Source organism: Pseudomonas indica NBRC 103045 (genome assembly GCF_002091635.1).
Lineage (GTDB): Bacteria > Pseudomonadota > Gammaproteobacteria > Pseudomonadales > Pseudomonadaceae > Pseudomonas_M > Pseudomonas_M indica.
This window is the reverse complement of record NZ_BDAC01000007.1, coordinates 187,647-209,017: the sequence shown is the minus strand read 5'-3', so window position 1 is coordinate 209,017 and position 21,371 is coordinate 187,647. Positions and strand designations below refer to the sequence as shown.

The 21,371-nt window shown below is 61.6% G+C and carries 25 protein-coding genes and 1 tRNA gene; 4 read left to right on the top strand and 22 right to left on the bottom strand.

Annotated elements, in window-relative coordinates:
* Position 1: 1 nt before the first annotated feature.
* The 14 genes from PIN01S_RS11110 to trmJ form a co-directional block, all read right to left on the bottom strand.
* Positions 2–997, bottom strand: a complete 996-nt coding sequence (locus PIN01S_RS11110; protein WP_084335726.1) for a RodZ domain-containing protein — start codon at positions 995–997, stop codon at positions 2–4.
* Positions 994–1,755, bottom strand: coding sequence for a type IV pilus biogenesis/stability protein PilW (gene pilW, locus PIN01S_RS11105; protein WP_084335725.1), 762 nt, complete (start codon positions 1,753–1,755; stop codon positions 994–996). The genes PIN01S_RS11110 and pilW overlap by 4 nt, the downstream gene beginning before the upstream one ends.
* 13 nt (positions 1,756–1,768) lie before the next feature.
* The gene (rlmN, locus tag PIN01S_RS11100) at positions 1,769–2,917 is read right to left on the bottom strand and encodes a dual-specificity RNA methyltransferase RlmN (RefSeq protein ID WP_084335724.1); all 1,149 of its coding nucleotides are present in this window, start codon (positions 2,915–2,917) and stop codon (positions 1,769–1,771) included.
* 24 nt (positions 2,918–2,941) lie between these two features.
* On the bottom strand, positions 2,942–3,373 hold the full coding sequence (gene ndk / locus PIN01S_RS11095; RefSeq protein WP_084335723.1) for a nucleoside-diphosphate kinase: 432 nt from the start codon (positions 3,371–3,373) through the stop codon (positions 2,942–2,944).
* Positions 3,374–3,465: 92 nt separating this feature from the next.
* Positions 3,466–3,666: a Fe-S cluster assembly protein IscX gene (gene iscX / locus PIN01S_RS11090; RefSeq protein ID WP_084335722.1), complete on the bottom strand. Its 201-nt coding sequence runs from the start codon at positions 3,664–3,666 to the stop codon at positions 3,466–3,468.
* An 18-nt stretch (positions 3,667–3,684) separates the two neighbouring features.
* Positions 3,685–4,023 carry an ISC system 2Fe-2S type ferredoxin gene (gene fdx / locus PIN01S_RS11085; RefSeq protein ID WP_084335721.1) on the bottom strand — a complete coding sequence of 113 codons (339 nt, stop codon included), beginning with the start codon at positions 4,021–4,023 and terminating at the stop codon, positions 3,685–3,687.
* Between the two features lie 3 nt (positions 4,024–4,026).
* A complete protein-coding gene (gene hscA / locus PIN01S_RS11080) occupies positions 4,027–5,889 on the bottom strand; it encodes a Fe-S protein assembly chaperone HscA (RefSeq protein WP_084335720.1) in 1,863 nt (620 codons plus the stop codon).
* A 43-nt stretch (positions 5,890–5,932) separates the two neighbouring features.
* Positions 5,933–6,454: a co-chaperone HscB gene (hscB, locus tag PIN01S_RS11075; RefSeq protein ID WP_084335719.1), complete on the bottom strand. Its 522-nt coding sequence runs from the start codon at positions 6,452–6,454 to the stop codon at positions 5,933–5,935.
* An 8-nt stretch (positions 6,455–6,462) separates the two neighbouring features.
* Positions 6,463–6,786, bottom strand: coding sequence for an iron-sulfur cluster assembly protein IscA (iscA, locus tag PIN01S_RS11070; protein ID WP_084335718.1), 324 nt, complete (start codon positions 6,784–6,786; stop codon positions 6,463–6,465).
* A 27-nt stretch (positions 6,787–6,813) separates the two neighbouring features.
* Positions 6,814–7,200 carry a Fe-S cluster assembly scaffold IscU gene (gene iscU, locus PIN01S_RS11065; RefSeq protein WP_084335717.1) on the bottom strand — a complete coding sequence of 129 codons (387 nt, stop codon included), beginning with the start codon at positions 7,198–7,200 and terminating at the stop codon, positions 6,814–6,816.
* 26 nt (positions 7,201–7,226) lie between these two features.
* Positions 7,227–8,441 (bottom strand): IscS subfamily cysteine desulfurase, encoded by a 1,215-nt coding sequence (locus PIN01S_RS11060; protein WP_084335716.1) that lies wholly within the window; start codon positions 8,439–8,441, stop codon positions 7,227–7,229.
* A 30-nt stretch (positions 8,442–8,471) separates the two neighbouring features.
* Positions 8,472–8,969, bottom strand: coding sequence for a Fe-S cluster assembly transcriptional regulator IscR (gene iscR / locus PIN01S_RS11055; protein ID WP_084335715.1), 498 nt, complete (start codon positions 8,967–8,969; stop codon positions 8,472–8,474).
* Positions 8,970–9,111: 142 nt separating this feature from the next.
* Positions 9,112–9,888 (bottom strand): serine O-acetyltransferase, encoded by a 777-nt coding sequence (gene cysE, locus PIN01S_RS11050; protein WP_084335714.1) that lies wholly within the window; start codon positions 9,886–9,888, stop codon positions 9,112–9,114.
* Complete coding sequence (gene trmJ, locus PIN01S_RS11045) at positions 9,888–10,661, bottom strand: tRNA (cytosine(32)/uridine(32)-2'-O)-methyltransferase TrmJ (protein ID WP_084335713.1); 774 nt, start codon at positions 10,659–10,661, stop codon at positions 9,888–9,890. The genes cysE and trmJ overlap by 1 nt, the downstream gene beginning before the upstream one ends.
* Before the next feature lie 145 nt (positions 10,662–10,806).
* Between trmJ and suhB the strand changes: the two genes are divergently transcribed.
* Complete coding sequence (suhB, locus tag PIN01S_RS11040; RefSeq protein WP_084335712.1) at positions 10,807–11,622, top strand: type III secretion system regulator SuhB; 816 nt, start codon at positions 10,807–10,809, stop codon at positions 11,620–11,622.
* A 56-nt stretch (positions 11,623–11,678) separates the two neighbouring features.
* On the opposite strand, the gene PIN01S_RS11035 is transcribed toward suhB, so the two are convergent.
* From PIN01S_RS11035 to queA, 6 genes are all read right to left on the bottom strand, one after another.
* Positions 11,679–12,227, bottom strand: coding sequence for a glycine zipper 2TM domain-containing protein (locus PIN01S_RS11035; protein ID WP_084335711.1), 549 nt, complete (start codon positions 12,225–12,227; stop codon positions 11,679–11,681).
* Positions 12,228–12,311: 84 nt separating this feature from the next.
* Complete coding sequence (gene secF / locus PIN01S_RS11030) at positions 12,312–13,223, bottom strand: protein translocase subunit SecF (protein WP_084335710.1); 912 nt, start codon at positions 13,221–13,223, stop codon at positions 12,312–12,314.
* A gap of 13 nt (positions 13,224–13,236) precedes the next feature.
* Entirely contained in the window at positions 13,237–15,102 is a 1,866-nt protein-coding gene (gene secD / locus PIN01S_RS11025) for a protein translocase subunit SecD (protein ID WP_084335709.1), read from the bottom strand.
* Positions 15,103–15,164: 62 nt separating this feature from the next.
* Positions 15,165–15,500 carry a preprotein translocase subunit YajC gene (gene yajC / locus PIN01S_RS11020; protein WP_084335708.1) on the bottom strand — a complete coding sequence of 112 codons (336 nt, stop codon included), beginning with the start codon at positions 15,498–15,500 and terminating at the stop codon, positions 15,165–15,167.
* 47 nt (positions 15,501–15,547) lie between these two features.
* On the bottom strand, positions 15,548–16,663 hold the full coding sequence (gene tgt, locus PIN01S_RS11015) for a tRNA guanosine(34) transglycosylase Tgt (RefSeq protein ID WP_169715824.1): 1,116 nt from the start codon (positions 16,661–16,663) through the stop codon (positions 15,548–15,550).
* 20 nt (positions 16,664–16,683) lie between these two features.
* Positions 16,684–17,727 (bottom strand): tRNA preQ1(34) S-adenosylmethionine ribosyltransferase-isomerase QueA, encoded by a 1,044-nt coding sequence (queA, locus tag PIN01S_RS11010; RefSeq protein WP_084335706.1) that lies wholly within the window; start codon positions 17,725–17,727, stop codon positions 16,684–16,686.
* Between the two features lie 107 nt (positions 17,728–17,834).
* Here queA and PIN01S_RS11005 point away from each other — a divergent pair.
* The 3 genes from PIN01S_RS11005 to PIN01S_RS10995 all read left to right on the top strand — a co-directional run bounded on the left by PIN01S_RS11005 (position 17,835) and on the right by PIN01S_RS10995 (position 19,060).
* Positions 17,835–17,921: transfer RNA gene (locus PIN01S_RS11005), tRNA-Leu, on the top strand.
* 334 nt (positions 17,922–18,255) lie between these two features.
* The gene (locus PIN01S_RS11000) at positions 18,256–18,468 is read left to right on the top strand and encodes a cold-shock protein (RefSeq protein WP_084335705.1); all 213 of its coding nucleotides are present in this window, start codon (positions 18,256–18,258) and stop codon (positions 18,466–18,468) included.
* A gap of 97 nt (positions 18,469–18,565) precedes the next feature.
* Positions 18,566–19,060 (top strand): RDD family protein, encoded by a 495-nt coding sequence (locus PIN01S_RS10995; protein ID WP_084335704.1) that lies wholly within the window; start codon positions 18,566–18,568, stop codon positions 19,058–19,060.
* Between the two features lie 37 nt (positions 19,061–19,097).
* Here the strand turns inward: PIN01S_RS10995 and lptG are convergent, their stop codons facing one another.
* Complete coding sequence (lptG, locus tag PIN01S_RS10990) at positions 19,098–20,159, bottom strand: LPS export ABC transporter permease LptG (protein WP_084335703.1); 1,062 nt, start codon at positions 20,157–20,159, stop codon at positions 19,098–19,100.
* Positions 20,152–21,273, bottom strand: coding sequence for an LPS export ABC transporter permease LptF (gene lptF, locus PIN01S_RS10985; RefSeq protein ID WP_084335702.1), 1,122 nt, complete (start codon positions 21,271–21,273; stop codon positions 20,152–20,154). Before lptF ends, lptG begins: the two co-directional genes overlap by 8 nt.
* Positions 21,274–21,371: the final 98 nt, after the last annotated feature.

Genomic DNA, 21,371 nt, shown 5'->3' with positions numbered 1-21,371 from the left:
TTTATTGCCCTCCCAAGGTGAAGCGCGCAGTTTCACCGCGGACATACGGTGCCAGATCGACCGTTTGGCCATTGAAGCTGACCTGTGCACCGCGGGCATAGCCGAGATGCAGTTTCAAGGGTGCCTTGCCGCTGACCTCCATGCTCTCACCCGCATGTTTCAGGCCGCTGTAGAGCACCTTGCCGTTGGCGTCGGTGACCTGGGTCCAGCAATTGGCGGTGAACCGCATGTGCACCACCCCCTCGCCCGGCTGAGCCACTACCGGAGCCGTGGGTGGCGTCGCTGGCTGTGCCGCAGGCGGTGTGACGCTCTCAGGCTGGGCCGGGGTCTCAGGCTCGGCCGGGACCGACGGTGCCTCACCAGCCGATGCGGCATCGCCCGGAGCGGACGATTCGGCATCGCTTTCTGGCTGACCGGCGACTTCCGGCGAAACGGAAGGCAACGGCAATTCGGCCTGATTGCCGCTCGCCTCAGCTACGGCCTGGTCCTCGGGCTCATCCAGGGGATGAATCTGCGTCGTACCGTCGGCGCTTTCCACCTCGACATGCTCGATGCCAAGCCCGGTGCGCTCCTCGCCCCGATTGGAAGACTGCTCCTGCCACCAGAAGAAGCCGACAGCAGCCAACACCGCCAACAGCGCGAAACTGACGAAGCGCAGCAGGTTCTGAGACAGCCTCACCGGCTCCTCGATACGGCCGAGGCTGTGCACGCTACTACCCGTGGCGTCCGTTCCCGTGTACTGGTCGAACTCCTGCACCAGCCGGGTCTGGTCCATACCCAGCAACTTGGCGTAGGCGCGAATGTAGCCGCGGGCGAAGGTGTGCCCCGGCAACTGGTCGAAAGCCCCGTCTTCCAACTGGCGCAGCGCCTGCGCAGTCAGGTTGAGCTGAGCGGCAACGTCGGTCAGCTCCCAATTCTTGCTTTCGCGGGCTCTTCGCAGCGTCTCGCCCGGATTGACGCGAGTCGCCGCTACAGCTTCATGATGCGACGCGTTCATTGTTGCTCCGACAGATATTGCTGATATTCCGGCGTACCGGGATAAAGGCGCTTCAACTGCAGACCGAGACTGGCAGCCCTGTCACGATCGTCGAAGATGGTCGCCAAGCGGGTACCCAGCAGAAGGCTGCGGGCATTCTGTTCGGACAGACGACTGAAACTCTCATAGTACCCACGGGCCGGTACGTACTCTTTGTCCTCGAAGGACAACACGGCCAGCTCCAGCAGCGCACGCGGCTGCTCGCGATTCAGGCGCAGGGATTTCTCCAGATGCTGCTTGGCCAAGGCACGCTGGTTCAGCTTCAACGCGGTAAGGCCGAGGTTCTCGTAGACGCGCGAGCGTTCGGGATAGAGATTGTCCGCTGCGGCCTGCTGGAAGCGCTCGTAGGCTTCCTTGTAACGCTGCTGTTCGAACAGGAAGCTGCCGTAATTGTTGAGAATCCGTGCATCGCTGCGCAGGGACAACGCCTTGCGGTAGTTCTCGTCGGCCAGCTTGGGCTCCATCTCGGTCTGGAACACCAGGGCCAATGCCGCATAGGCATCGGCATTCGAGGAATCGAGTTCGAGCGCTTTCTTCAATGGAACCTTGGCTCGCTCGGTTTGGCCTTGCTGGAGATAACCGAGCCCCAATTGGATGTAAGCATCGCGCGCTTGCTCACGCCCCTCCGAGGTCTTCATCCGGTCGACATTACCGGAGGAAACGCAGCCCGTCAGGAACAGGCCGGTGAAAAACGAAAGCAGCGCGGCGCGCACGATCATGAAACTCCTCCCTTCAGGTTCGATTGGCAGTGCCGCCCGGCGTGCCGGCATCGGTGCCGAGCTGACGCACGGCGATATAACGTTCGCTGCGCCGGGTACGATCCATCACCTGACCGACCAGCTGGCCGCAAGCCGCATCGATGTCATCGCCACGCGTGGTGCGCACGGTGACATTGTGCCCCGCCTTGTGCAGCAGGTCCTGGAAACGACGGATCGCATTGTTGCTCGGCCGCTCGTATCCGGAAAAAGGGAAGGGATTAAACGGAATCAGGTTGATCTTGCAAGGAAAATCCTTGAGGAGCGCGACGATCTGCGCAGCATGCTCCGGCTGATCGTTGACATCCTTGAGCAGCGTGTACTCGATGGTCAGCACGCGCTTCTCGCCAAGCCGGGAGATGTAGCGCTTGCAAGAATCCAGGACGACCGCCAGCGGATACTTCTTGTTGATCGGTACCAGCTTGTTGCGCAATTCATCGTTGGGCGCATGCAGCGACAGCGCCAGGGAGACATCGATCACTTCCCCCAGCTTGTCGATCATCGGCGCCACGCCGGAGGTGGACAAGGTCACCTTCCGTTTGGAAATCCCGTAGCCGAGATCGTCCATCATGATGTTCATGGCGGCGACCACGTTGTCGAAGTTCAGCAGCGGCTCACCCATGCCCATCATCACCACGTTGGTGATGGCACGGTCGATTTTCGCCGGCACGGTGCCGAACGACTTGTTGGCGATCCACACCTGGCCGATCACTTCCGCCGCAGTAAGGTCGCTGTTGAAACCCTGCTTGCCCGTGGAGCAGAAGCTGCAGTCCAAGGCACAGCCAGCCTGGGAGGACACGCACAGGGTGCCGCGCCCGCCCTGGGGAATGTAGACGGTCTCGACGCAGCTGCCGGACGCCACGCGGACCACCCATTTGCGGGTGCCATCGCTGGAAATGTCCTGGCTGACCACTTCCGGACCGCGAATCTCGGCAGAGGCCTTGAGCTTGTCGCGCAGGGCCTTGCCAATATTGCTCATGGCGTCGAAATCATCGACGCCGAAGTGGTGAATCCACTTCATCACCTGACCGGCACGGAAGCGCTTCTCTCCGATGGATTCGAAGAAGCTCTCCAGTTGAGGCTGGGTCAGGCCCAGCAGATTCACTTTTCCGGTCGATTCAGTCATGGCTTCACCCCTCCCGCGATTCGCTTAGCGAATGCGAGCACACACCTCGGTGGCGGCGAAGAAGTAGGCGATCTCGCGAGCAGCGGAAGCCTCGGAGTCGGAACCGTGCACAGCGTTCTCGTCGATGGAAACGGCGAAATCGGCGCGGATGGTGCCGGCTTCGGCTTTCTTCGGATCGGTGGCGCCCATCAGCTCACGGTTCTTGGCAATGGCATTCTCGCCTTCCAGAACCTGGACCAGGACCGGACCGGATGTCATGAAGGAAACCAGATCCTTGAAGAAGGGACGCTCTTTGTGCTCGGCGTAGAAACCACCGGCTTCACGCTCGGAGAGTTGAACCATCTTGGCGGCAACGACACGCAGGCCGGCCTTTTCGAAACGGGTCAGGATCTCGCCGATGACATTCTTGGAAACGGCATCCGGCTTGACGATGGAAAGAGTACGCTCAACGGCCATGAAAAACTCCAGAAACTTGAGGTTAAAGCGAAAAATTAAACCCGCGGATTATACGCGGGTTCCAGTGAAATGCGTAGGGCCGGGGCCCTGGCTCAGTCGTGCTCTTCGATCCACGCCGCCTGGATGGCTTCGAGAACCTTCTCGCCGCCACGCTGGGGATCGTCGTCGAAGTCCGGCAAGGCCAGTACCCAGCGGTGCAGATCGACGAAATTGACGTAGCGCGGGTCCACGTCCGGCTTGCTCTCTGCCAGCTCGATGGCGATATCCAGGACATCCGTCCATTTAAGACTCATGATCGCTCCCGCTTCGCCTCAGTGCCCTTCGGAAACCTGATTGATAGTGTACTTCGGAATTTCCACTACCAGATCTTCGTCCGCCACTACGGCCTGGCAGGAAAGCCGAGAGGAAGGCTCCAGCCCCCACGCCTTGTCGAGCATATCGTCTTCTAACTCGTCGGATGGTTCCAGCGAGCCGAAACCTTCACGGATGACGACATGGCAGGTGGTGCAGGCACAGGACTTTTCGCAGGCATGCTCGATGTCGATGCCATTGCGCAAGGCGGCGTCAAGAACGGTTTCGCCGGGTTGCGCTTCGATCACGGCCCCCTCGGGACAGTGCTCGGCATGGGGCAGAAAAACAATCTGCGGCATCGGTCATTCCTCGAGTTCGTTCAGGCGACGTCCGGCCAGGGCGGCTTTCACCGTGGCATCCAGACGACGCGCAGCAAAGGCGTCGGTAATTTGGGTGAGGCGCTTGGCCTGCCGCTCGATGGCAAGGCCATCGGTACCCGCCATGAGTTCACGCAACTGCTCCATCTGCGATTCGATGGCCGCGCGCTCGTCGGCACTGAGCAGACGCTCGCCATCGGCCTCCAGGGCAGCGGCAACTGCCTCCAGCAGACGCTGAGCATCGACCTGCTGCTCGCGCAGCGCACGCGCGGCCTTGTCGTCGCCCGCATGCTGGAAAGAGTCTTGCAACATGCGAGCGATTTCGCTGTCGGTCAGACCATAGGACGGCTTCACCTGGATGCTCGCCTCGACACCCGAGCCCAGCTCGCGAGCCGAGACATTCAGCAAACCATCCGCGTCTACCTGGAAGGTCACCCGGATTTTCGCCGCACCAGCCACCATGGGCGGAATACCGCGCAATTCGAAACGTGCCAGGGAGCGACAATCGCTGATCAGCTCGCGCTCGCCCTGCAGCACATGGATCATCATGGCCGTCTGGCCATCCTTGTAAGTGGTGAAATCCTGGGCACGCGCCACCGGTATGGTGGTATTGCGAGGAATCACCTTCTCCATCAGCCCACCCATGGTTTCCAGGCCGAGCGACAGAGGAATCACATCGAGCAGAAGCAACTCATCGCCGCCGCGCTTGTTACCGGCCAGCGTATCGGCCTGGATGGCCGCACCGATGGCCACGACCTGATCGGGGTCGATATCGGTCAATGGCTCGCGAGCGAAGAGTTCGGCGACCGCCTGACGAACGCGCGGCACACGGGTGGACCCACCCACCATGACTACCGCCTCGACCTCCTCCAGCTCGATACCCGCGTCACGCACGGCCCGGCGACACGCCTTGAGGCTGCGAGCCACCATCGGCTCGATCAGCGCGTCGAAATGCTCACGCGTCAACAGCCCCTGCCAGGCGCCGTATTCGACCGTCACGGAGGTTTCGCCGGTCAGTGCCTCTTTTGCCGCACATGCGGCTCGCAGCAGACTGCGCTGGGCCGCCGGATCGAGATCGGCGGACAATCCGGCCTGCTCGACGATCCAGCCTGCAATCGCATGATCGAAATCATCACCGCCCAGCGCGCTGTCGCCGCCCGTGGCCAGGACTTCGAACACCCCACGGCTCAGCCTCAGGATGGAAATATCGAAGGTACCGCCGCCCAGGTCGTAGATCGCCACGATCCCCTCGGCCTGCTGGTCGAGGCCATAGGCAACGGCAGCCGCCGTTGGCTCGTTGAGCAGACGCAGGACGCTCAGACCGGCGAGACGCGCGGCATCCTTGGTGGCTTGGCGCTGGGCCTCATCGAAATAGGCAGGCACGGTGATGACCGCACCGACTAGCTCGCCACCCAACGCGGCTTCGGCGCGCTGACGCAGCACCTTGAGAATATCGGCAGAGACCTCCACCGGGCTTTTCGGCCCCTGTACGGTCTCGATGAACGGCATGTGCGACTCGCCGCCGCTGAAGCGGTAGGGCAACTGTTCGCCCAATTGTTTCACATCCGCCAGACCGCGCCCCATCAGGCGCTTGACCGACAGTACAGTGTTCAGCGGGTCCTCGGCTGCCGCAGCCTTGGCAGTCCGCCCTACTTCGACCCGATCGACGTGATAGCGCACGGCAGACGGCAGGATGACGTCTCCACTCTCGTCGGCCAGGGGCTCGGACAAGCCACTGCGGACGGCAGCGACCAGAGAATTGGTAGTGCCCAGATCGATCCCCACCGCCAGACGACGCTGGTGTGGCTGGGGACTCTGTCCGGGTTCAGCGATCTGAAGTAGAGCCATGCTTGCCTGGATATCGGGCGCGTCGCCAAGGGCAACGCGCAGGTTAATCGTCGAGGCGCTCTTCCAACTGGCGCACTTCGTAGGAGAGTTTGTCGAGGAACTGCATCCGCCGTACGAGGCGCTCGGCCTCTTCACGATGGGCCGCATCGTTCCAGCAGGCAGCGAACGCCTCGTTCAGCTCTTCCTGAGCTCCCTTGAGACGGCGCTTGAATGCCGCCACGCCCGACAAGTCCGCGCTGTCCTGCAGGTCCTCCAACTCCTCGCGCCAGTGCATCTGCTGCATGAGGAAATCGGGGTCCTGAACAGTGGCCTCCAGCGGCAGCTCACGACCATTCAGCGCCAGCAGGTACAACGCCCGCCGCGGCGCGCTCTTCAGCGTCTGGTAGGCCTCGTTGAGGCTGGCCGAACGTTCCAGAGCCAAGCGCTGCTCGCGCTCCGACGCATCGGCAAAGCGATCCGGATGAACAGTGCGCGCCAACTCGCGATAGCGCGCCGCCAGTTGTTCGAGATCGACGCGAAAGTCCGGCTGAAGGTCGAACAGCGCAAAGTGACAAGGACTACCCACGGAGAGCCTCAGACATTGAAACTCTCGCCACAGCCGCATTCGCCGCGGACGTTGGGATTGTTGAACTTGAAGCCTTCGTTGAGGCCTTCGCGAACGAAATCGAGTTCCGTGCCATCGAGGTAGACCAGACTTTTCGGGTCAATGATCACCTTCACGCCATGGCTTTCGAAAACCTGGTCGTCAGCACCGGTCTCGTCCACGAACTCCAGTACATAAGCCAGGCCGGAGCAGCCCGTGGTGCGCACACCCAGGCGGATACCCTCGCCCTTGCCACGCCCTTCGAGGGAGCGGCGAACGTGCTGGGCGGCGGCTGGGGTCATGGTGATGGCCATCGAAAACTCCTCACTCACTGAAACGACTCAGAGCAAGCCTTTCTTCTGCTTGTAATCGCGCACGGCCGCCTTGATGGCGTCCTCGGCGAGCACCGAGCAGTGAATCTTGACCGGAGGCAGAGCCAGTTCTTCGGCGAGCTGGGTGTTCTTGATGGTCTCGGCTTCATCCAGGGTCTTGCCCTTCATCCACTCGGTGGCGAGTGAGCTAGACGCGATCGCCGAACCACAGCCGTAGGTCTTGAACTTGGCGTCCTCGATGACGCCCTGCTCGTTGACCTTGATCTGCAGACGCATCACATCACCGCAAGCCGGCGCACCGACCATGCCGGTCCCGACATTCGGATCTTCGGCGTCGAGCTTGCCGACGTTGCGCGGGTTTTCGTAGTGGTCAATGACCTTGTCGCTGTATGCCATGTTGCAATTCCTCTCACGTCAGGGCGTCAATGCGCCTGCCACTCGACCTTCGACAGGTCGACACCCTCTTTGAACATATCCCACAGCGGCGAAAGCTCGCGCAGCTTGGAGACCGCCTCGGAGACCTTCTGCGCCGCATAGTCGATCTCTTCTTCGGTGGTGAAACGACCGAAGGTGAAGCGGATCGAACTGTGTGCCAATTCATCGTTACGCCCCAGCGCACGCAGCACATAGGACGGCTCCAGGGAGGCCGAAGTACAGGCCGACCCGGAAGACACCGCCAGGTCCTTGAGCGCCATGATCAACGACTCGCCCTCGACATAGTTGAAGCTGAGGTTGAGGTTGTGCGGCACACGCGCAGTCAGGCTGCCGTTCACGTAAAGCTCTTCGATACCTTCGACCTGGCGATAGAAACGGTCGCGCAGGCCGCGGATACGTTCGTTCTCCTGGGCCATTTCCTCCTTCGCGATACGGAAGGCTTCGCCCATGCCGACGATCTGGTGGGTCGCCAGCGTACCGGAGCGCATGCCACGCTCATGACCGCCGCCATGAATGATCGCCTCCAGGCGAACACGTGGCTTGCGGCGCACGTAGAGCGCGCCGATCCCCTTCGGCCCGTAGGTCTTGTGGGCGGAGAAGGACATCAGGTCGACTTTCATCTTTTCCAGATCGATCTCGACCTTGCCGGTGGATTGCGCGGCATCCACGTGGAACAGCACGCCCCGGGAACGGGTCAACTCGCCGATGGCGGCAATATCGTTGATCGTGCCGATCTCGTTATTGACGTGCATCACCGAGACCAGAATGGTGTCGTCGCGCAGAGCGGCCTCGACCATCGCCGGGGTGATCAGCCCGTCTTCGCCCGGCTCGAGATAAGTCACCTCGAAGCCTTCGCGCTCGAGCTGGCGAGTGGTATCCAGGACCGCCTTGTGCTCGATCTTGGACGTCACAATGTGCTTGCCCTTGCCCATATAGAAATGCGCGACACCCTTGATGGCCAGGTTGTCGGACTCGGTGGCACCGGACGTCCAGACGATCTCGCGCGGGTCGGCATTGACCAGCTCGGCCACCTGCCGGCGGGCATTCTCCACCGCTTCTTCGGCTTTCCAACCGAACACGTGGGAGCGCGATGCCGGGTTACCGAAGTTGCCATCGACCAGCAGACATTCGCTCATCTTTTGGGCAACGCGGGGATCCACCGGTGTCGTGGCCGAGTAGTCGAGGTAAATCGGCAATCTCATCAAACTTCTCCTATCAGGCTGGCATCCTGCTCATTCAACGGCGGACGCTTCAATCTTATCCAGGCGCGGCGCCCTCGCACTGGTACTGCAGCGACGCTGATCCTGACGCTGGGCGACCTCCTGCACCTCGCGGCGGGTAACGAGGTCGGCCAGGCTGATACCACTGAGGAATTCATGAATCTGCTGACTGAGGTCGCACCAGAGGTGGTGAGTGAGGCAGGTATCGCCGGAATGGCAGTCCCCGAGCCCTTGGCAACGGGTGGCATCGACCGACTCATTGACCGCGTCGATCACCTGGGCCACCTGGATACCCTGCATATCCCGGGAGAGCTGATACCCTCCTCCAGGACCACGCACACTGGTCACCAGATTGCCGCGACGAAGCTTGGCAAACAGCTGCTCCAGATAAGACAGGGAAATTCCTTGGCGCTCGGAAATATCCGCCAGGGACACCGGACCATGCTGGGCATGCAGAGCCAGATCGAGCATGGCGGTGACGGCGTAACGGCCTTTGGTGGTCAGACGCATGGTTGGAATACCACGGGATCGCTGGTTTGCAGCGAGTATGCAATTCCCGAGTATTTAAGTCAACTAAAAGACCTATCCTTTTACTCAGGTTTAAGCGCCCCAGCAGGGGCGCGCATCATAGCAGCACACCGGCAAACGCGCATCAGGCCGCAGGCTTGCTATCGTCATCCTTGACCCCGGCGAAGTCCTCTTCGCGCAACTCGGGCAGTTCCTTGGCACAATAATCGCTACCCAACGCCTTGAGCGCCGCGCACATACCCTCCAGACGCGCATCCACCGCCTGCAGGTGGTCCAGCAACTGACCGATCGCCCGCGCCACCGGGTCAGGCATATCCTGGCCAACGCCATAAGCGTCGAAGCCGAACTTCTCGGCAATAGCCTGGCGCTTGGCCTCTTGCTCACCATCGGCCTTGACGATGATTCGCCCGGGAATACCGACCGCCGTAGCACCGGCCGGCACGGCCTTGGTCACTACCGCATTGGAACCGATCTTCGCCCCCGCCCCCACGGTAAACGGCCCTAGTACCTTGGCACCTGCACCGACCACCACGCCATCTTCCAGCGTCGGATGGCGCTTACCCTTGTTCCAACTGGTACCACCCAGGGTCACCCCCTGATACAGCGTCACGTCATCGCCGATTTCCGCCGTCTCGCCAATCACGATGCCCATACCATGATCGATGAAGAAGCGCCGGCCGACCTTCGCTCCCGGATGGATCTCGATCCCGGTCAACCAACGGCCGAAATTCGATACCAGGCGCGCCAACCATTTCCAGCCAGCCCCCCACAGCGCATGCGCCAGACGATGCAGCCAGATCGCATGAAGGCCCGGATAGCAGGTCAGCACCTCGAACGCGTTGCGCGCAGCCGGATCGCGATGGAAAACGCTCTGGATATCTTCTCGAACGCGCTCGAACATCAGTCTTCTCTCCGCTTGTGAGGCTCTCCCCGGGCAACCTTCTGAGTCTCCGTCAGAATGCCACGCAGGATATTCATTTCCAGCTTGCTGATACCGCAACGCCCGTAAAGCCGGCGCAATCTCGACATCAGATGCCTCGGCTTCTCGGGGTCGAGAAAGCCGATTTCCACCAGCGTCTTTTCCAGATGCCCATAGAAAAGCTCCAGCTCCTCCACCGTCACCGGCTGGGAATTGAGAATCGCCGTGGTCTCCAGCTTTTCCATCTTGGTCGGCTGCCCCTGGGCCGCCAGCCAGGCCATGCGAACCTCGTACACCAGCACCTGCACCGCAGCGGCCAGGTTGAGCGAACCGAATTCCGGGTCCGACGGGATATGGACATGGAACTGGCAGCGCTGCAACTCTTCGTTGGTCAGGCCGGCATATTCACGCCCGAAAACCAACGCGACCTCCGCCCCGGCCTCCACTTGATCGAGACAGGTTGCCGCACACTCACGCGGATCCAGGAGCGGCCAGGGGATGCGCCGGTCCCGTGCACTGGTGCCGAGCGCCACACTGCACCCTACCAGCGCCTCTTCCAACGTGCCGACGACCTGCGCATTATCGAGAATATCCGTCGCGCCGGAAGCGCGTGCGACGGCCTCCCCGCTGGGAAAATCCTCGGGATCGACCAGCACCAGACGGGAGAGCCCCATGTTCTTCATGGCGCGCGCCGCCCCGCCGATATTGCCGGGATGACTGGTATTCACCAGGACCACTCGTATGTTCTGCAGCACCGGGCACCACACACAAAACCGCAAAAAGGCAGCAAATCTTACAGAAGCCCCCCGGCGAACGCCACGCGCCACACAAGGTGCGCTACCCGCGCCATGCTTTTCTGCTAGAATGGCCGGCTTTCTTTAACATCCCAGGTAATCGTCCATGCAGCCTATGCTGAATATCGCGCTGCGCGCAGCCCGCAGCGCCGGAGAATTGATCTTCCGTTCCATCGAGCGGCTGGATGTCATCTCGGTCAACGAGAAGGAAGCCAAGGATTATGTGACCGAGGTCGATCGCGCTGCCGAGCAGACCATCGTCAACGCCCTGCGCAAGGCCTACCCGAATCACGGTTTCAAAGGCGAAGAAGGCGGACTGATCGAAGGCAGCGGCGAAGGTGCCGACTACCAATGGATCATCGACCCGCTGGATGGAACCACCAACTTCATTCGCGGCGTACCGCACTTCGCCGTGAGCATCGCCTGCAAATATCGCGGCCGTCTCGAACACGCCGTGGTGCTCGACCCGGTCCGCCAGGAAGAATTCACCGCCAGCCGCGGTCGTGGCGCAGCCCTGAACGGTCGCCGCCTGCGCGTCAGCCCGCGCAAGGGCCTGGAAGGCGCACTGCTCGGCACAGGGTTCCCCTTCCGCGACAGCCAGATGGACCATCTGGACAATTACCTGAACATGTTCCGCAGCCTGGTCGGACAGACCGCCGGTATTCGCCGCGCAGGGGCCGCCAGCCTGGATCTCGCCTACGTAGCCGCAGGCCGCTACGACGCCTACTGGGAATTCGGCCTATCCGAATGGGATATGGCCGCAGGTGCCCTGCTGGTACAGGAAGCTGGTGGCCTGGTGAGCGATTTCACCGGCAACCACGAATTCCTGGAAAAGGGCCACATCGTCGCCGGCAATACCAAGTGCTTCAAGGCGGTACTAACTGCGATTCAGCCACACCTTCCGCCGTCGCTGAAACGCTGACCGCAGATACGAAAAACCCGGCCTAGGCCGGGTTTTCTTTTGTCTCGATTTTTCGCTTACTGAGCAGCCTGGGACTGCTGCACCAGAACCAACTGACCATCCTTCACCGGAATGGCGGCACCCGGATCGCGATCCATCCGCACCTTCCCGACCTTTTCACCCAGCTTGTACTTCACGTCATAGCCGACCACCTTTTCGCTGGTGTCGGTCACCGTATTGCAGCGGGTCTCGGTCGTCGTGTAGGTGTCACGCGCCTGCATGCCTTCCTGGATCTTGTTGCCGGCATAACCACCGGCAGCAGCACCAGCCACGGTCGCGATCTTCTTGCCATTGCCACCACCGACCTGGTTACCCAGCAATCCGCCTGCCACTGCACCGATCACGGTGCCTGCGATCTGATGCTGATCCTGCACCGGACGCTGGCGGGTCACGGTGACGTCCTTGCATACCTCGCGCGGGGTCTTGATCGTTTCCTTGACCGGTTCCACGGCGAGCACTTCGGCATACTCGGGGCCGCCACCCACAAGACTGTAAGTAGCCAGGGCACCACCGGCGGTCACACCGACCGCCCCCAGCACCGCACCTACGAGCATCGACTTGTTCATATATCTCCTACCTCTCGATCGGCACCCGAGTGCCTTTGTCCTTGCCTTGGACCCGGGCACCGCACGAGAGTTCCGCTTCGCTGCTCAGGGGCGATCGTCCACCGCCTCTTCGACGGCCGGCGGAATCAGGTCGTCGCGGGTGAGCTTCAGCCAGATCAGCAGAATGCTGGCGATATAGACGGACGAGTAAGTACCCGCCAGCACACCGATGAACAGCGCCAACGAGAAGCCCCACAGGTTCTCCCCACCGAAGAACATCAGCGCGACGACCGCCAGGAGGGTGGAAATCGACGTTGCAAGGGCACGCAACAGCGTCTGGGTCGTGGAGATGTTGATATTCTCGATCAGCTCGGCCTTGCGCAGGACACGGAAGTTCTCGCGGATACGGTCGAACACCACGATGGTATCGTTCAGCGAATAGCCGATGATCGCCAGGACCGCCGCCAGGACCGTGAGGTCGAAGGGAATCTGGAACAGCGAGAACACCCCGAGCGTCACGATCACGTCGTGGATCAGCGAGAGGATCGCGCCCAGGCCGAATTTCCACTGGAAGCGGAAAGCCACGTAAACCAGGATGCCGCCCAGCGCCAGCAACATACCCAGGCCGCCCTGGTCACGCAGCTCCTCTCCGACCGCCGGACCGACGAACTCGACCCGCTTGACCGATACCGGGTTGCCGCTATCCGCCTGCTCCAAAGCTGCGGAGACCTTGTTGCCGAGCTGCGGGTCGTCGCCCTGCAAGCGCACCAGCACATCGGTGGTAGCTCCAAAGCTCTGCACGACGGCATCCGGATAGCCGGCCGCACTCAGTTGACTGCGCACCTTGTCGAGCTCGGCCGGCTTTTCGTAGCCCAGCTCGATCAGGGTGCCGCCAGTGAAATCCAGGCCGAAATTCAGCCCCTGGAACGCGAGGCTGCCCAGGGATACCAGGGTCAGCAACACGGTCGCGGCAAACGCCAGGTGGCGAATGCCCATGAAGTTGATAACGCGTTTCATCGTGGCGTGCCCCTTAAATCCACAGCTTCTTCAGATCGCGACCACCGAAGATCAGGTTGACCATGCCACGGGTCACGACGATGGCGGTGAACATGGAGGTAATGATCCCGAGCGACAGCGTCACGGCGAAACCTTTCACCGGACCGGTCCCCATGGCGAAGAGAATCCCCCCCACCAGCAAGGTGGTGAGGTTGCCATCGAGAATGGCCGAGAAGGCGCGATCGAAGCCCTCATGGATGGCTCGCTGAATGGACATTCCGTTGGCAATTTCTTCCCGGATACGGGAGAAGATCAACACGTTGGCGTCCACCGCCATACCCATGGTCAGCACGATACCGGCGATGCCGGGCAGGGTCAGCGTCGCCCCCAGCAAGGACATCAACGCGACCAGGACGACCATGTTGAAGCCCAGCGCGACGGTCGCCAGCAGACCGAAGAACTTGTAGATCGCAACGATGAACAGGGCGACGAAGAGGAAGCCCCACAGCGCGGCGTTGGCACCTAACTCGATGTTCTCGGCACCCAGGCTCGGCCCGATGGTGCGTTCTTCGGCGAAGTACATCGGCGCGGCCAGACCACCGGCACGCAGCAGCAGCGCCAGCTCGGAGGACTCGCCCGGACCGTCGAGACCGGTGATGCGGAAGCTGTTGCCCAGCGGCGACTGAATGGTCGCCAGGCTGATGATTTTCTTCTCCTCGCGGAAGGCCTGCATCGGGACTTCCCTCTCGACGCCGTCGACCACCTGCTTGACGTAGCGGGTCACCGGTTTCTGCTCGATGAAAATCACCGCCATGCTGCGCCCGACGTTGTTGCGGGTGGCACGGTTCATCAAGTCGCCGCCATGACCGTCCAGGCGGATATTCACCTGCGGACGACCATTCTCGTCGAAACTCGCCTGCGCATCGGTCACCTGGTCACCGGTGATGATCAGGGTGCGCTCCAACTGGACCGGCGGGCGCCCTTCCTGACGGAATTCGAAGGTTTCGGTGGTCGCCCGGGCCGCGTCCGCTTCGGCCTGCAGGCGGAACTCCAGATTCGCGGTCTTGCCGAGGATGCCCTTGGCCGTTGCGGTGTCCTGCACACCCGGCAGCTCCACGACGATGCGGTTGGCGCCTTGGCGCTGAACCAGCGGTTCGGCGACACCCAGCTCGTTGACCCGGTTGCGCACGGTGGTCAGGTTCTGTTTGAGGGAGTACTCCCGGATTTCAGCGAGCTTGGCCGGGGTCAGCGCCAGGCGGAGCACCTGCATGCCGTTACGCTCGCTGCTAGTCGCGTCGAAGTCGGAGAAATTTCGGCGCACCAGGGCCTGGGCTTTTTCCAGCGTATCCGCGTCGGTGAACCCCAACTGGATGGCGCCATCCTGCTGCGGCAGGCTGCGATAACGCACCCGCTCCTTGCGCAGCAGGCTCTTCACTTCGCCTTCATAGACTTTCAGGCGCGCATCCACCGCCTTGTCCATATCCACTTCCATCAGGAAGTGCACGCCACCGGACAGATCCAGGCCCAGCTTCATCGGGCCGGCCCCCAGATTGCGCAACCAGTCGGGCGTGGTCGGCGCAAGGTTCAGAGCGACCACATACTCGTCGCCCAGTGCACGGTGAACCACATCCCTGGCCGGCAATTGGTCTTCCTGGCGGGTCAGGCGCAACAAGCCGCCACCCTGCTCGCCGAGACTGCTCGACTTGACTGCGATACCGGCGTCCTTGAGGGCGCGCTCGGCACGATCCAGATCGGCTTGGCCAATTTGCAGCGCGGCGCTTTGGCCTCGGATCTGGATGGCCGGATCGTCAGGGTAGAGATTGGGAGCGGAATAGATAATGCCTACCGCCAGAACCACGAGGATCAGCAGGTATTTCCACAAGGGGTATTTATTGAGCATGACGCGCCGCCTAATGACGCGGGGCGCCTTGCGCGCCCCGTCCAAATGGTGAAGTGATGTGCTTAGATGGCCTTCAGCGTGCCCTTGGGCAGCGTTGCGGCAATGGCCACTTTCTGAATCTTCAGCTCGACGGTGTCGGACACCTCGAGCACGACGAAGTCGTCGGCGACCTTGACCACTTTTCCAGCGATGCCGCCGGAGGTCACCACTTCATCGCCCTTCTGCAGACCGCCGAGCAGGTTCTTGTGCTCCTTGGCGCGCTTTGCCTGCGGGCGCCAGATCATCAGGTAGAAGATGACCAGGAAGCCGACCAGAAACACCCACTCGAAACCGGTGCCGGCAGGGCCGGCCGCCGGGGCAGCCGCATCAGCGTAGGCAGCGGGGATCAGAAAGCTCATGTAGCACTCCTGTTACTCATATATAAGAAGGGAAAGCGTGTTCTTGTTCAGTCCAGCGGCGGCGTTGGCAGGCCGCGCCGAGCATAGAAGGCATCGACGAAGGCGGCCAATGTACCCTGTTGGATAGCCTCGCGCAAACCAGCCATCAGGCGCTGGTAATGCCGCAAGTTATGGATTGTATTCAACATGCTTCCCAACATTTCGCCGCATTTGTCCAGATGATGGAGATAGGCGCGAGAAAAGTGTTGGCAAGTGTAACAGTCGCAGGTCGGGTCCAATGGCGACTCGTCGTGCTTATGTGCGGAATTGCGGATTTTCAGCACACCGGTCTCGATGAACAGGTGGCCGTTGCGGGCATTGCGGGTCGGCATCACGCAATCGAACATATCGACCCCGCGGCGCACGCCCTCCACCAGGTCCTCCGGCTTGCCGACTCCCATCAGGTAGCGCGGCTTGTCGACCGGCATCCGCGGTGGCAGGAAATCCAGCACACGGATCATCTCTTCCTTCGGCTCGCCGACCGACAGGCCGCCGATCGCCAGCCCATCGAAACCGATCGACTCCAATCCTTCCAGCGAGCGCATGCGCAGGCTCTCGTGCATACCGCCCTGGACAATACCGAACAACGCGGCCGGGTTATCGCCATGGGCCACCTTGGAACGCAGGGCCCAGCGCAGCGATAGCTCCATGGAGCGGCGCGCCACGTCTTCGTCGGCCGGATAGGGGGTGCACTCGTCGAAGATCATCACGATGTCCGAGCCGAGATCACGCTGGACCTGCATCGACTCCTCAGGCCCCATGAACACCTTGCTGCCATCGACCGGCGAGGCGAAGGTAACCCCCTCCTCCTTGATCTTGCGCAGCGCGCCCAGGCTGAACACTTGGAAACCGCCGGAGTCGGTGAGGATCGGCCCCTTCCACTGCATGAAATCGTGCAAATCCCCGTGCCGCTTGATCACCTCGGTTCCAGGGCGCAACCAGAGATGGAAGGTATTGCCGAGGATGATCTGGGCGCCGATGGCCTCGATATCGCGCGGCAGCATGCCCTTCACCGTCCCGTAGGTGCCGACGGGCATGAACGCCGGGGTTTCGACCACACCGCGCGGAAAGGTGAGACGGCCGCGACGGGCCTTGCCGTCGGTCGCCAGGAGCTCGAAGGACATATGGCAGGTGCGGGACATGATCAATCCTCGGGGCCGCGGGGCGCGGGGTTGCGGGTGATGAACATGGCATCACCGTAGCTGAAGAAACGATATTCCTGCTCGACGGCCGCCCGGTATGCAGCCATGGCTTCGGGATAGCCGGCGAAGGCGGAAACCAACATGAGCAGGGTGGATTCGGGCAGGTGGAAGTTGGTCACCAGCGCATCGACCACGCGGAAGCGGTAGCCCGGGAAGATGAAGATATCGGTGTCGCCACTGAATGGCTCGAGCGCTCCATCCCGCGCGGCGCTTTCCAGCGAACGCACACTGGTGGTCCCTACCGCGACCACCCGACCACCCAGGGCCCGGCAGGCTGCCACCGCATCCACCACGTCCTGGCTCACCTCGAGCCATTCACGGTGCATATGGTGATCTTCTATGCGGTCCACGCGAACGGGCTGGAACGTACCGGCTCCGACATGCAGAGTGACGAACGCGGTCTCCACGCCCTTTTCCCGGATAGCCTCAAGCAGCGCTGTATCGAAATGCAAACCAGCCGTAGGCGCGGCAACGGCGCCGGCACGCTCGGCGTAGACGGTCTGGTAGCGCTCGCGGTCGGCGGCGTCGTCCGGTCGATCGATATAGGGCGGCAACGGCATGTGGCCAACGCGCTCGAGCAGCGGCAGCACCTCATCGGCGAACGCCAGTTCGAACAGCGCATCGTGGCGAGCCAACATCTCGGCCTCGCCCCCACCCTCGAGGAGAATCTTCGAGCCAGGCTTGGGCGACTTGCTGGAACGCACATGGGCCAATACCCGATGGCTGTCCAGCACCCGTTCGATAAGGATTTCCAGCTTGCCGCCGGATGCCTTCTGGCCGAACAGACGCGCCGGGATCACCCGGGTGTTGTTGAAAACCATCAGGTCGCCGGGGCGCAGATACTCGAGGAGGTCCGGAAAGCGGCGATGCGCCAGCGAACCGGTAGGGCCATCCAGGACCAGTAGGCGACTGGCCCGCCGCTCGGCCAGCGGATGACGGGCGATCAGGGACTCGGGCAGATCGAAATGAAAGTCGGAAACGCGCATGATGGGGTCGTCTTGCAGGGCCGCGAAGTTTAACGGAATTAGTTCGCGGTGACCATGAAACCCAATTGACCCGGAGAAAACGCGTCCCTATACTGCGCCGCCATTATGCCTCGGTGGCGGAATCGGTAGACGCGGCGGATTCAAAATCCGTTTCTGGCGACAGAGTGAGAGTTCGAGTCTCTCCCGAGGCACCATAAGAAAAAATCTCCCCCCAGCCGTTCTCGACGGCGCCCTCCGCTCCAAGTCTTCTTCGATCCGCCTCATCTGCCGACATGGCGTTTTCCGCAGCCCTGACCCGGGACTTCCGCAGCCATGAAAAAGGCACCTTCCTGGGGGTTGGCATTTGCCTGAAAGTTAGCGTAGAGTGTGCGCACTGTGTTTGCATGGGTCGCTGTTGAATCGTGACCTGGTGCAGTAGATCCTACAGATCCGCTACATCCCGCTCGACTTCTCTTACTCTCTGCAACCAGTTCCAGTCCTCTATTGTCATAGAGGCTGCCATCAACTCCAGTTCCAAGGAATTAAGATATGTCGAATCGTCAAACCGGCACCGTCAAGTGGTTCAACGACGAGAAGGGCTTTGGCTTCATTACCCCCGAGAGCGGTCCGGATCTGTTCGTGCACTTCCGCGCTATCGAAGGCAATGGCTTCAAGAGCCTGAAAGAAGGCCAGAAAGTCAGCTTCGAAGCCGTACAAGGCCAGAAAGGCATGCAGGCTGATAAGGTCCAGATCCTGGGCTAATCGCCGCGTCGCCAAAAGCCCCTGATGGCAACATCAGGGGCTTTTTTATGCCCGTCATTCCGTAAAATGGCGGCTTTCCTTCGCTGCGAGCCCCACGATGCCGAAACACACGCTTCACCCACAGGGCGACTTCCCGACCGCAGGCCTCATCCGCCGACTGGCGGCGATGTTCTATGACTTCCTGCTCTGCGTGGCCCTGCTACTGGTGATCACCTTCGCCTACAAGCTAGTGCAGATGGGCATCTACGGCGAAGCTAAACTCCGGGCACTTTCCGAATCCGGCGCCCTGGATGGCGACCCACTTCTTTCCAGCCTGTTACTACTCGGCCTGTTCGGCTTCTTCGCCAAATTCTGGACGCACAATGGCCAGACCCTGGGCATGCAGGTGTGGGGGTTACGCGTGCAGAATGCCGACGGCACAGCGATCGATCTCTGGCAGGCGCTGCTGCGCTTCCTGATCGCCATCATTTCCTGGCTGTGCGTAGGTCTGGGATTCCTCTGGATTCTCTGGGACAAGCAGAAGCGCAGCTGGCACGACATCTACTCCGAGAGCAAAGTCGTGCAGCTACCCAAGAACATCCACAAGAAATAACGACGAGAGCATGGAGAGAGGGGCTGGCGCCCCTCGATCAGCCAGCTCGCCTCAGAAGCCAGAAACCGGCCAGGCCACAGATACCGGCCGGCAGCACCACCGCCAGCAGCGGCGAAAAGCCGAACACCAGGCTGGACGGCCCCAACAGGTCCTGGGCAATGCGGAACACGAAGCCCACCAGCACGCCGGTGAATACCCGCTGCCCCAGCGTCACGGAGCGCAGCGGGCCGAAGATGAACGAGATTGCCATCAGCACCAGCGCCGCCGTTACCAGCGGCTGCAACACCTTGTTCCAGAACGCCAGCCAGTAGTTGCCGTTGTTGAGGCCCTGGTCCGCCAGGTACTGGATATAGCGCCACAATCCGGTCATCGACAGCGCATCCGGCGCCAGCACCACGGTGCCGAGGAATTGCGGGCTCAGCTCGACATCCCAGCGCAGGGTCGATGCCTGGCTGACTTCGGTGCTGCGCTCATGGAAGCGGGTCGTCGCCACATCCTCCAGCATCCAGTGATCGCCCTGGTACAGCGCACGCCGGGCAAAGCTGGACTCCACCAGATGACGCTGGTCATCGAAGCGATAACGGGTCACGCCGTAAAGCACACCATTCGGCTGCACGGCGTTGATGTGGACGAATTCATCACCCTGACGATGCCAGAGACCGCGCTTGGCACTCTGCGCATCGCCACCGCCCTGCGCCATGGCTCGATTGGCCTGCGCCAGGTTTTCGCTCCAGGGCGCCACGTACTCGCCGATCAGGATGCCCACCAGCATCAGCACCAGCATCGGCTTCATCACCGCCCAGACGATCCGCCCGATCGACACGCCCGCCGCGCGCATGATGGTCAGCTCGCTGCTGCTGGCGAGGCTGCCGAGGCCGATCAGACAGCCGATCAGCGCGGCCATGGGCAACATCTCGTAGATACGCCGCGGGGTGGTCAGCAGGACGTAATAGAAAGCTTCGGCCAATCCATAGCCACCCTCGACATCGCCCAGTTCATCGATGAACGAGAACAGCAAGGCCAGGCCAACGATGATGCCCAGCACACTGAGGATCGCAAAGAACACGCTGGTGCCGATGTAACGATCCAACTTAGCCATGGGCCACCTCCCGCACGGTACGACGGGCGGCCAACTTCAGCCGCAAGGGTTCCCAGTAGAGCAGCAACAGGCCGATGGCCAGGAACAACCCATGCACCCACCAGAGCCCGAGCTGCATGGGAATCTTTCCTTTATCCAGCGCGCCCCGGGCGGCGATCAGCAGCGACAGGTAAGCCATATACAGGAGGATCGCCGGCAGCAGCTTGAGGAAACGCCCTTGACGCGGATTGACCTTGGACAGCGGCACCGCCATCAGCGCCACCACGAAGGCCAGCAACGGGATCGACAGGCGCCATTGCAGCTCGGCCTGGTAACGCTGCTTATCGCTGCCGAACAACTCGCGGGTCGGGATCGCCTCGCGCTCGCTGATTTCAGCACTGACTTCCGGCTTCGGCAGCAGCACACCGTAGGTGTCGTACTGGATCGCCCGATAGTCCGCCTGGCCCGGGTTGCCATCGTAGCGGTAACCGTTTTCCAGGATCAGGTAGCGGCTGCCGTCCGGCTGGATTTCCTGGCGCCCGGATTCGGCCACCAGCACGGTGATGCCGCGCTCCTTATCGCCTTGCCGGGACATGCGCTTCTCCGAAATGAAGATGCCGGCAAGCTCGCCACGGTCTTCCGACAACTCGCGGGTGTAAGTCACGCGGGTGCCGTTCTTCATGGTCTGGAAACGACCGGGCACCAGGGTATCGAACTCGGTCAGCGCGTCCTGCTCGTTGAGGATGCGCGCCACCTCGGCCACCCCTTGTGGCGCCAGGCCCATGCTCAGCCAGGCCACCAGCAGCGCGACCAGCGCGGTCGGGGCCAGGGTATAGGCCATCAGCCGGCTCTGACTCATGCCGGTCGCCGATAGCACGGTCATCTCGCTATCCAGATACAGCCGGCCGTAGGCCAGCAGGATGCCGAGGAACAGCCCCAGCGGCAGGATCAATTGCAGAAAGCCCGGCAGGCGAAAGCCCATGATCAGGAACAACACGCCCGGGTCGAGCAGGCCCTGAGCGGCCTGAGCCAGGTATTTGATGAAACGGCCACTCATGATGATCACCAGCAGCACGGCACTCACCGCGCTCAAGGTGATCAGCAGCTCACGGGACAGATAACGGAAGACAATCAAACCAGCCACTCCAGGGTTGTCAGGCTCGCACAGCTACGCTCAAACTAGCCGCTTTAGGCCGACCCGCCGACAGGCGGACACCGAAAAAATAGCCGGCA

Excerpts from the sequence above, each read along its gene's own strand:
- PIN01S_RS11000 (WP_084335705.1), top strand. The coding sequence starts at position 18,256 with ATGTCGAATCGTCAAACCGGCACCGTCAAGTGGTTCAACGACGAGAAG.
- PIN01S_RS11110 (WP_084335726.1), bottom strand. The coding sequence starts at position 997 with ATGAACGCGTCGCATCATGAAGCTGTAGCGGCGACTCGCGTCAATCCG.
- yajC (WP_084335708.1), bottom strand. The coding sequence starts at position 15,500 with ATGAGCTTTCTGATCCCCGCTGCCTACGCTGATGCGGCTGCCCCGGCG.
- tgt (WP_169715824.1), bottom strand. The coding sequence starts at position 16,663 with ATGTCCTTCGAGCTCCTGGCGACCGACGGCAAGGCCCGTCGCGGCCGT.
- secF (WP_084335710.1), bottom strand. The coding sequence starts at position 13,223 with ATGAAACGCGTTATCAACTTCATGGGCATTCGCCACCTGGCGTTTGCC.
- queA (WP_084335706.1), bottom strand. The coding sequence starts at position 17,727 with ATGCGCGTTTCCGACTTTCATTTCGATCTGCCCGAGTCCCTGATCGCC.
- lptG (WP_084335703.1), bottom strand. The coding sequence starts at position 20,159 with ATGGCTAAGTTGGATCGTTACATCGGCACCAGCGTGTTCTTTGCGATC.
- fdx (WP_084335721.1), bottom strand. The coding sequence starts at position 4,023 with ATGCCGCAGATTGTTTTTCTGCCCCATGCCGAGCACTGTCCCGAGGGG.
- hscA (WP_084335720.1), bottom strand. The coding sequence starts at position 5,889 with ATGGCTCTACTTCAGATCGCTGAACCCGGACAGAGTCCCCAGCCACAC.
- iscA (WP_084335718.1), bottom strand. The coding sequence starts at position 6,786 with ATGGCCATCACCATGACCCCAGCCGCCGCCCAGCACGTTCGCCGCTCC.
- iscX (WP_084335722.1), bottom strand. The coding sequence starts at position 3,666 with ATGAGTCTTAAATGGACGGATGTCCTGGATATCGCCATCGAGCTGGCA.
- pilW (WP_084335725.1), bottom strand. The coding sequence starts at position 1,755 with ATGATCGTGCGCGCCGCGCTGCTTTCGTTTTTCACCGGCCTGTTCCTG.
- secD (WP_084335709.1), bottom strand. The coding sequence starts at position 15,102 with ATGCTCAATAAATACCCCTTGTGGAAATACCTGCTGATCCTCGTGGTT.
- iscU (WP_084335717.1), bottom strand. The coding sequence starts at position 7,200 with ATGGCATACAGCGACAAGGTCATTGACCACTACGAAAACCCGCGCAAC.
- ndk (WP_084335723.1), bottom strand. The coding sequence starts at position 3,373 with ATGGCCGTTGAGCGTACTCTTTCCATCGTCAAGCCGGATGCCGTTTCC.
- PIN01S_RS10995 (WP_084335704.1), top strand. The coding sequence starts at position 18,566 with ATGCCGAAACACACGCTTCACCCACAGGGCGACTTCCCGACCGCAGGC.
- iscR (WP_084335715.1), bottom strand. The coding sequence starts at position 8,969 with ATGCGTCTGACCACCAAAGGCCGTTACGCCGTCACCGCCATGCTCGAT.
- PIN01S_RS11060 (WP_084335716.1), bottom strand. The coding sequence starts at position 8,441 with ATGAGATTGCCGATTTACCTCGACTACTCGGCCACGACACCGGTGGAT.
- suhB (WP_084335712.1), top strand. The coding sequence starts at position 10,807 with ATGCAGCCTATGCTGAATATCGCGCTGCGCGCAGCCCGCAGCGCCGGA.
- cysE (WP_084335714.1), bottom strand. The coding sequence starts at position 9,888 with ATGTTCGAGCGCGTTCGAGAAGATATCCAGAGCGTTTTCCATCGCGAT.
- PIN01S_RS11035 (WP_084335711.1), bottom strand. The coding sequence starts at position 12,227 with ATGAACAAGTCGATGCTCGTAGGTGCGGTGCTGGGGGCGGTCGGTGTG.
- rlmN (WP_084335724.1), bottom strand. The coding sequence starts at position 2,917 with ATGACTGAATCGACCGGAAAAGTGAATCTGCTGGGCCTGACCCAGCCT.